The following is a 7,687-nucleotide window of genomic DNA, read 5'->3' on the forward strand; positions in this document are numbered from 1 at the left end:
AGAACTGACCGCATTGTCGTTATTTTTTCAACGGCAACGCTAAAATTCGTTGGGCATAAGCCAGCGCCTGTTCGATCACCTGCTCGATGGACATACTGGTTGAATCCAGTACCAACGCATCCGCCGCAGGGACTAAAGGTGCAATAGACCGGTTACGATCACGAGAGTCTCGCTCCTGTATCTCGGCCAAAAGACGTTCAAAGTTAACATTAAACCCCTTTTCCTGCAACTGTAGCATACGTCGGTGTGCGCGTTCTTGCGAACTTGCATCAAGAAATATTTTCACCGGCGCATCAGGGAAGACCACTGTCCCCATATCGCGACCATCGGCAATCAGGCCCGGTGCTTCACGAAATGCTCGCTGGCGGCGTAGTAATGCCTCACGGACTCGCGGGAAAGCCGCGGCCTGAGATGCAGTATTCCCTACAGTTTCGGTGCGGATTTCATTGCTGACATCCTCACCTTCTAAAATCACTTTTAACTGCCCATTCTGTGAGACAAAACGAACATCGAGATGTGCGGCAAGTGGAACCAATGCCTCTTCGGTGCTGATATCAACCTGATGATGCAGGGCCGCTAACGCCAAAACCCGGTAAATCGCCCCCGAATCCAGCAAGCGCCAGTTCAACGATTCAGCCAAAGCTTTGCAAAGCGTACCTTTACCTGCACCACTTGGTCCATCAACGGTTATCACCGGGGCTATCGCCGTCATTTCTCTCTCCTTTCGGTAGGCAAAACCTCTTGTCTACCCAGCAGGGCAAACACAGGAGCAGCATTATACGCCGCATCGATGTGAACTGTTACCCTCGCGTGGTTCAGTTGCTGAAAATAAAACCATAAGCCGTGGCTGGAGTGTAGAAGAGATGTGAAAGATAGCCAGAAAAAACATTTATTCTTATTTGCCAACAAAGAAAAGTGCTATCCGTCTATAAAATAGGGAATGGGTACCGACGGGTACCCATTAGAGGTCAATAAATTCGGCGCAAAAAGGTCAGGCTGTCTGGCTCAGATTGGCCAATTGTTCAAAGTAGTCAGGGAAGGTTTTAGCGGTGCATTGAGGGTCAAGAATCGTCACCGGTGTATCAGATAACGCCACCAGTGAGAAGCACATCGCCATACGGTGGTCATTGTAAGTCCCTATTTCAGCGGCAATTAATTGCACGGGTGGCACCACACGAATATAGTCTTCACCTTCTTCAACTTCCGCACCCACTTTTCTCAGCTCAGTGGCCATCGCAGATAAGCGGTCAGTCTCTTTTACCCGCCAGTTATAGATATTACGAATAACCGTCGGGCCATTGGCAAACAGTGCGGTGGTAGCAATGGTCATGGCCGCATCAGGAATGTGATTCATATCCATATCGATACCCTGTAATTCGCCACGGCTACATTCGATATAGTCATCACCCCAGCTAATTTTTGCGCCCATTTTTTCCAGCACATCAGCAAATTTGGTATCACCTTGCACGCTTTTTTTACCGATACCCGTGACACGCACGGTGCCACCTTTAATTGCCGCAGCGGCTAAGAAATAGGACGCAGAAGACGCATCGCCTTCAACCAAATAAGTGCCCGGAGTGCGATATGTCTGGCCGCTTTTTATATGGAACAGTTGATAGTTCTCATGCACCACATCAACACCGAAGGCTTTCATCAGATGCAGGGTAATATCGATGTATGGCTTAGAGACCAGAGTGCCTTGAATCTGAATGTCGGTATCTTGCTCAGCCAAGGGGGCAGTCATCAGCAATGCTGTCAGAAATTGGCTGGAGACACTACCATCGACGGTCAGTTTTCCACCACGGAAACCACCACGTAAGCGCACCGGCGGGTAGTTCTCTTGCTCCAGATAATCGATCTGTGCACCGCCCTGACGCAAGGCATCAACCAAGTGGCCAATTGGCCGCTCTTTCATCCGCGGTTCACCGGTTAGTACGATGTCGCTGTTACCCAAGCAAAGTGCCGCAGCCAATGGGCGCATTGCCGTACCCGCATTGCCTAAGAACAGTTCCAAGGGTTGGTCTGCGACCAATTTGCCACCTACACCATCCACTTCACATTGAGTGCGATCAGCCGAAAGGCGGAAATTCACCCCCAATGCCTGCAAGGCATCGAGCATATGGCGAATGTCGTCACTGTCTAACAAGTTATTCAGCTGGGTCGTCCCTTCGGCCAGCGCTGCCAGAAGAAGTGCACGGTTAGAAACACTTTTAGAACCGGGTAAGTTAACGGTGCCATTGATCAGAGCAATGGGTTGTAAAGTCAGGGATTCCAGCATGGGAAAAGCACTCTCCAGTCTTCTATGTGCAAATAAATATATTTTAAATAAGGGTGATACTCAGTCTGAGTAGACAAACATCCGCCCGGAGGAATCAACCATGGCGGCGTTCAAAGTCAGCCATAAAATCTGTTAAGACTTTAACGCCTTCAATTGGCATCGCATTATAAATCGATGCCCGCATCCCACCAGCAACACGATGGCCTTTTAAGGCTTGCAAACCCTGCTCTTGTGCCTCGCTAAGGAACACTTTATCCAAGGAGGCATCCTTCATTTGGAATGGCACATTCATCAAAGAGCGGTTGGCGTGAGCCACCTGGTTGCGATAGAAACCGGTCTTATCGATCGCACCATACAATAGATCAGCTTTCGCCTGATTACGTTTTTCCATTTCAACCAAACCGCCCTGCTCCTTCAGCCATTTAAACACCAGGCCAGAGAGATACCAGGCAAAAGTTGGCGGCGTGTTGAACATGGAATCGTTATCGGCCAGCACCTTATAATCAAGGATCGATGGCAATTCAGTGCGAGCTTTACCTAATAAGTCGTCGCGCACGATAACCACTGTCAGGCCAGCGGGACCGATGTTTTTCTGGGCTCCTGCATAAATGACACCATAGCGACTGACATCAATCGGGCGAGAAAGGATAGATGATGAGTAATCGGCAACGACAACTTTATCGCCAAAATCCGGATCTTCTTTGATAGCCAGCCCATCAATGGTTTCATTTGGGCAATAATGTACATAAGCAGCATTATCACTCAACTGCCATTGTTTCATCGGCAAAATACCCGTTAGACCATTATCGTGGGTTGTCACATCGATAACGTTAGGGACACAGTATTTTTGTGCTTCTTTGACTGCACTATGTGCCCAATAGCCGCCGTCAATATAATCAGCACTGTTGTTGTCGCCGAGTAAATTCAATGGCACTGCGGCAAACTGCGCGCGCGCGCCACCATGGCAAAATAACACTTTATAATTGGCCGGAATTCGTAACAGATCACGCAGATCTTCTTCTGCGTCTTCAGCAACCTGAATAAATTCCTTACTCCGGTGACTGATCTCCATCACCGATGTCCCCAAGCCATGCCAGTTACGTAATTCCTGTTCCGCACGACGTAAAACTTCAACCGGTAACATCGCAGGCCCTGCGCTAAAATTATAAACTTGTGTCATTTCCCCTCACCACACTCAACTGAGATTGCCATCGTTATCATTACTCGGTTTTATCATCCGAGTCCGCCTGCTGCAACGGTTATTCACTGGCAAGGGAGAAACTCTCAACCCCAGCGATAGCAGGCTGTGCGTTATCATGTCATTAATTTGGAATTATTCACCAAAAGCTACCGAACCAAGGTGTTAGCGCACGATAGATGACTCATTTTGCTCGTTGATGGTCCAAAGCTTCAACCCAGTGGTGGTGACCACAACGTTGACAGGTTTTCTCTGCACCGCTGGATAACGCCACTATCAGGCTGCACTGGCTACAGGCATACTCCGCAGGTTTTTCAATGGTGACCAAGGGGTTAACACAGCATTTAGGTAATACCGGCAAACCGGGTTTGACATGTTCTTGCGCGAAGAAAAACACACTGATTGCACCATTGACTTCCAGGATGGCCAGCCGTACCTGACCAAGATGCTCGACACCTTGTTGGCGCAACTCCATAAAAAACTCATCATGGGTAATATTTTCCTGCTGCATGGTTTCCCAAACAAATATCCCATCACTGATGATGATCAACGGCTTCCCTTCCATCCACTGCTGTATTTTTTCGCTGCGTGACATCAAGAAAGTAGAGAGGCGGTACAAAATCATAATGCAGATAAAGACCATTACTACTGGCAACATCGGCACATCTTCATAAAAAGTGACATCACCCGCAGCGGATCCCAATGTCAAAATGATCACGACTTCGAATAGCGACATCTGCCGCACGCCACGGCGACCACTCAGTTTGAGGAATAAAAAAACCAAGACAAAGGTGAATAAACAGCGCATGCCCACTTCGGCCAAGAATTCGATGGGGAATTTATCCAGTGCCATTCGTTTGAGATCAAATGTTTGCATTTATAGTTGCCCAATAACTTTTGATTCATTAAAGATAGTCGCCGGACGGCATGGGCGGATTTATTTCAGATTAGTGGTAATAAAGCAGATACGGAGGCCGAAGCCCCCGTCAAAGACTGATTGAATCAATATGCGTGGAATAGCTTTTGGATCTCTTGCGGTTTTTGCGTTTGGGTTAATGCCAATTGCAGCAACACACGTGCTTTTTGTGGATTGAGTGAGCCGGATGCAACAAATCCATATTTGGTGTCATCAACTTCTGCATCTTCCGTGGTAGAACCAGTAGGCACACGGGATGAACGCACAACAGCAACCCCACTGTGTGCTGCCGTTGCCAGCGTATCAAAAACAGAATGATAAAGGTTACCGTTACCAACACCGGCACTGACAATCCCTTTATAGCCATCAGCAATCAGCGCTTTAGCCGGTAAATCAGAGGCATTGGCATAGTTATAAATAATGCCCACTTTTGGTAATTCACTCAGTTTGCTGATATCGAAAGCGGGTTGTCTTGGCGCGGGTTGGTGCAGATAATTCACTTTACCGTCATAAATAGACCCCAAGGATCCGGTATTCGGTGACTGGAATGTCTGCACCGAAGTGGTATTGGTTTTCATCACATCACGGCCACTTAGCACTTGGTCATTCATCGCTACCAGCACACCACGTTTAGCTGAATTGGCATCACTGGCGACGACCACTGCATTATAGAGATTCAGCGGACCATCTGCACCCAGGGCAGTTGCCGGGCGCATCGCCCCAACCATCACCACCGGTTTATCGCAATTCACCGTTAAATCAAGAAAATAGGCAGTTTCTTCCAGAGTGTCAGTGCCATGTGTAATCACGAATCCGTCTGTTTTGGCGCAATCGGCATTAATTTTTTTCGCCAACTTCAGCCAGACCTCGTCATTCATATCCTGAGAACCGATATTAACCACTTGCTCGCCCTGAATATTGGCGATTTTTTTCATTTCCGGCACCGCGTTTACCAGGGCATCAACCCCCAATTTACCGGCTTTATAGTTAGATTTAGTGGCTGAATCTCCGCCACCGGCGATAGTTCCCCCGGTTGCCAATAGGGTGATATTGGGTAGAGCAAAGGCCGAACCGCTGATCCCTGCTAAGATTCCGGCTAAGACAGTTAGCTTTATAGATTTCACATTATGACTCCGTTATTTATAAGCTAGTGAATTATGCGGAATATCCATACTGAAACTGTGACATTTGCTGCGCTTTAGGAATACATGGAGCTATTAACTAAAACCCCGTATGATTGCGCGTTTTTAGTACCGCCAAAAAGTGACGACAATGACCCAAACCTTTATTCCCGGCAAAGACGCCGCGCTGGAAGACTCAATATCTCGCTTTCAGCAAAAACTGAGCGACCTCGGTTTTAATATTGAAGAAGCCTCTTGGCTTAACCCGGTTCCTCACGTTTGGTCGGTACATATCCGCGACCGTGATTGCCCGTTGTGCTTTACCAACGGCAAAGGTGCCAGCAAGAAAGCGGCACTGGCTTCGGCCTTAGGTGAATATTTCGAACGCTTATCCACCAACTATTTCTTTGCTGACTTCTATCTGGGTAAAGCCATTGCCGAAGGGGATTTCGTTCATTATCCCAACGAGAAATGGTTCCCGATCCCAGCAGATAACTTGCTGCCAGAAGGCATTCTCGATGAGCGCCTGCTGGCGTTTTACGATCCAGAGCAGGAATTGGTCGCCAGTGATCTGGTGGATTTGCAATCAGGTAACGCCAAACGCGGGATCTGTTCATTGCCATTTACCCGCCAGTCAGATTTAGAAACCGTCTATATTCCAATGAATATTATCGGCAATCTGTATGTCTCAAATGGCATGTCTGCGGGCAATACTGCCAATGAAGCTCGGGTACAAGCTCTGTCCGAAGTCTTTGAACGTAAAGTTAAAAACCGTATTATCGCAGAATCTATCAGCTTGCCGGAGATCCCTGCGGCGGTGTTAAACCGCTATCCAGGTGTGGTAGAAGCCATTGCCAAGCTGGAAGAAGAAGGTTTCCCAATTCTCTCTTACGATGCCTCTCTAGGTGGCGCTTATCCGGTTATTTGCGTAGTGCTGTTTAACCCGTCGAATGGCACCTGTTTTGCCTCATTCGGTGCACATCCTGATTTTGGTGTCGCGCTGGAACGTACCGTGACTGAGCTATTGCAGGGCCGTAGCCTGAAAGACCTGGACGTCTTTACCGCGCCGACCTTCGATGACGAAGAGGTGGCAGAGCACACCAATCTGGAAACCCATTTTATCGATTCAAGTGGCTTGATCAGCTGGGATATGTTCAAAGACGAGGCCGACTATCCATTTGTGGACTGGAGCTTTAAAGGCAGCACAGAAGAAGAATTCGCTACCCTGATGGCTATCTTCAAGCAAGAAAACGCCGAAGTGTATATCGCTGATTATGAGCATTTAAGTGTCTATGCCTGCCGGATTTTGGTACCAGGCTGGTCTGATATCTATCCTGCCGAAGATTTGCTGATGGCGAACAACACCATGGGTGTTCATCTGCGAGACAGGTTGCTGGCCCTGCCCGGCAGTGACTCGCAGCCTGAGGAATATCTGGCGCTCATTCAGCAGTTGGATGATGAAGGGTTGGATGATTTCGCCCGCGTGCGTGAATTGCTGGGTATCGCCTCGGGTAAAGATAACGGCTGGTATACCCTGCGTGTCGGTGAACTGAAATCCATGCTGGCATTGGCTGGCGGTGATTTGGAGCAGGCACTGATTTGGGTTGAATGGACGCAAGATTTTAACTCTTCAGTCTTTACGGCAAAACAGGCGAACTATTACCGTTGCCTGCAAACCCTATTGTTACTGACTCAGGAGCCGGATCGTGAAGCGGCACAATATTACACTGCCTTTGTGAAAATGTATGGTCAGGAGGCGGTAGATGCAGCCTCAGCGGCCTTGGTGGGTGAGGCGCGCTTCAATGGCCTGTTCAGTGTTGATGAGGATCTAAAAGCCTTACCCGCTCATCAGGCACTACTAGGTGCTTATGAGAAGTTGCAAACTGCCAAACGCCGCTATTGGGCTAAAAGCGAGTAAACATTTTCTGCCAGCAAATAGCTAAATGCTAATCAGCAGAAAGCGACCCACGGCGTTGTCTTTTGGCAGCGCCGTTTAATTTAGTACTGCAATTAATCCTGACGAAAATAAATACAAATCGCCGCGCTCAACAATTGTTTTTGTCATAAAAAAACGTTATTTTCTGACGCCGTAATAGCACCTTTAGACAAACATTATTTAGCGACCAGATAAAATAGATAAATAGGTGAATGAATAGTTAATTTTTAATGACTGA

General features: G+C 48.0%; 6 protein-coding genes. 1 reads left to right on the forward strand and 5 read right to left on the reverse strand.

Going from position 1 to position 7,687, the window contains the following annotated elements; genetic code table 11:
• Positions 1-19: 19 nt before the first annotated feature.
• The 5 genes from cmk to ansB all read right to left on the reverse strand — a co-directional run bounded on the left by cmk (position 20) and on the right by ansB (position 5,516).
• The gene (gene cmk, locus V2A85_RS20425; protein ID WP_050084945.1) at positions 20-712 is read right to left on the reverse strand and encodes a (d)CMP kinase; all 693 of its coding nucleotides are present in this window, start codon (positions 710-712) and stop codon (positions 20-22) included.
• A gap of 279 nt (positions 713-991) precedes the next feature.
• Positions 992-2,278 carry a 3-phosphoshikimate 1-carboxyvinyltransferase gene (gene aroA / locus V2A85_RS20430; RefSeq protein ID WP_372559335.1) on the reverse strand — a complete coding sequence of 429 codons (1,287 nt, stop codon included), beginning with the start codon at positions 2,276-2,278 and terminating at the stop codon, positions 992-994.
• Between the two features lie 94 nt (positions 2,279-2,372).
• Positions 2,373-3,458 carry a 3-phosphoserine/phosphohydroxythreonine transaminase gene (gene serC / locus V2A85_RS20435; protein WP_372559336.1) on the reverse strand — a complete coding sequence of 362 codons (1,086 nt, stop codon included), beginning with the start codon at positions 3,456-3,458 and terminating at the stop codon, positions 2,373-2,375.
• A gap of 202 nt (positions 3,459-3,660) precedes the next feature.
• On the reverse strand, positions 3,661-4,353 hold the full coding sequence (locus V2A85_RS20440) for a DUF421 domain-containing protein (RefSeq protein ID WP_083158436.1): 693 nt from the start codon (positions 4,351-4,353) through the stop codon (positions 3,661-3,663).
• Positions 4,354-4,478: 125 nt separating this feature from the next.
• Entirely contained in the window at positions 4,479-5,516 is a 1,038-nt protein-coding gene (gene ansB, locus V2A85_RS20445) for an L-asparaginase 2 (protein ID WP_083158435.1), read from the reverse strand.
• A 148-nt stretch (positions 5,517-5,664) separates the two neighbouring features.
• On the opposite strand from ansB, the gene ycaO reads away from it, so the two are divergent.
• Positions 5,665-7,431: a 30S ribosomal protein S12 methylthiotransferase accessory factor YcaO gene (gene ycaO / locus V2A85_RS20450; protein WP_372559338.1), complete on the forward strand. Its 1,767-nt coding sequence runs from the start codon at positions 5,665-5,667 to the stop codon at positions 7,429-7,431.
• Positions 7,432-7,687 lie beyond the last annotated feature (256 nt).

Source organism: Yersinia sp. 1252 StPb PI (genome assembly GCF_048593885.1).
Lineage (GTDB): Bacteria > Pseudomonadota > Gammaproteobacteria > Enterobacterales > Enterobacteriaceae > Yersinia > Yersinia enterocolitica_E.

Coding starts and splice junctions, on each gene's coding strand:
- serC (WP_372559336.1), bottom strand. CDS start 3,458: ATGACACAAGTTTATAATTTTAGCGCAGGGCCTGCGATGTTACCGGTT.
- ycaO (WP_372559338.1), top strand. CDS start 5,665: ATGACCCAAACCTTTATTCCCGGCAAAGACGCCGCGCTGGAAGACTCA.
- aroA (WP_372559335.1), bottom strand. CDS start 2,278: ATGCTGGAATCCCTGACTTTACAACCCATTGCTCTGATCAATGGCACC.
- cmk (WP_050084945.1), bottom strand. CDS start 712: ATGACGGCGATAGCCCCGGTGATAACCGTTGATGGACCAAGTGGTGCA.
- V2A85_RS20440 (WP_083158436.1), bottom strand. CDS start 4,353: ATGCAAACATTTGATCTCAAACGAATGGCACTGGATAAATTCCCCATC.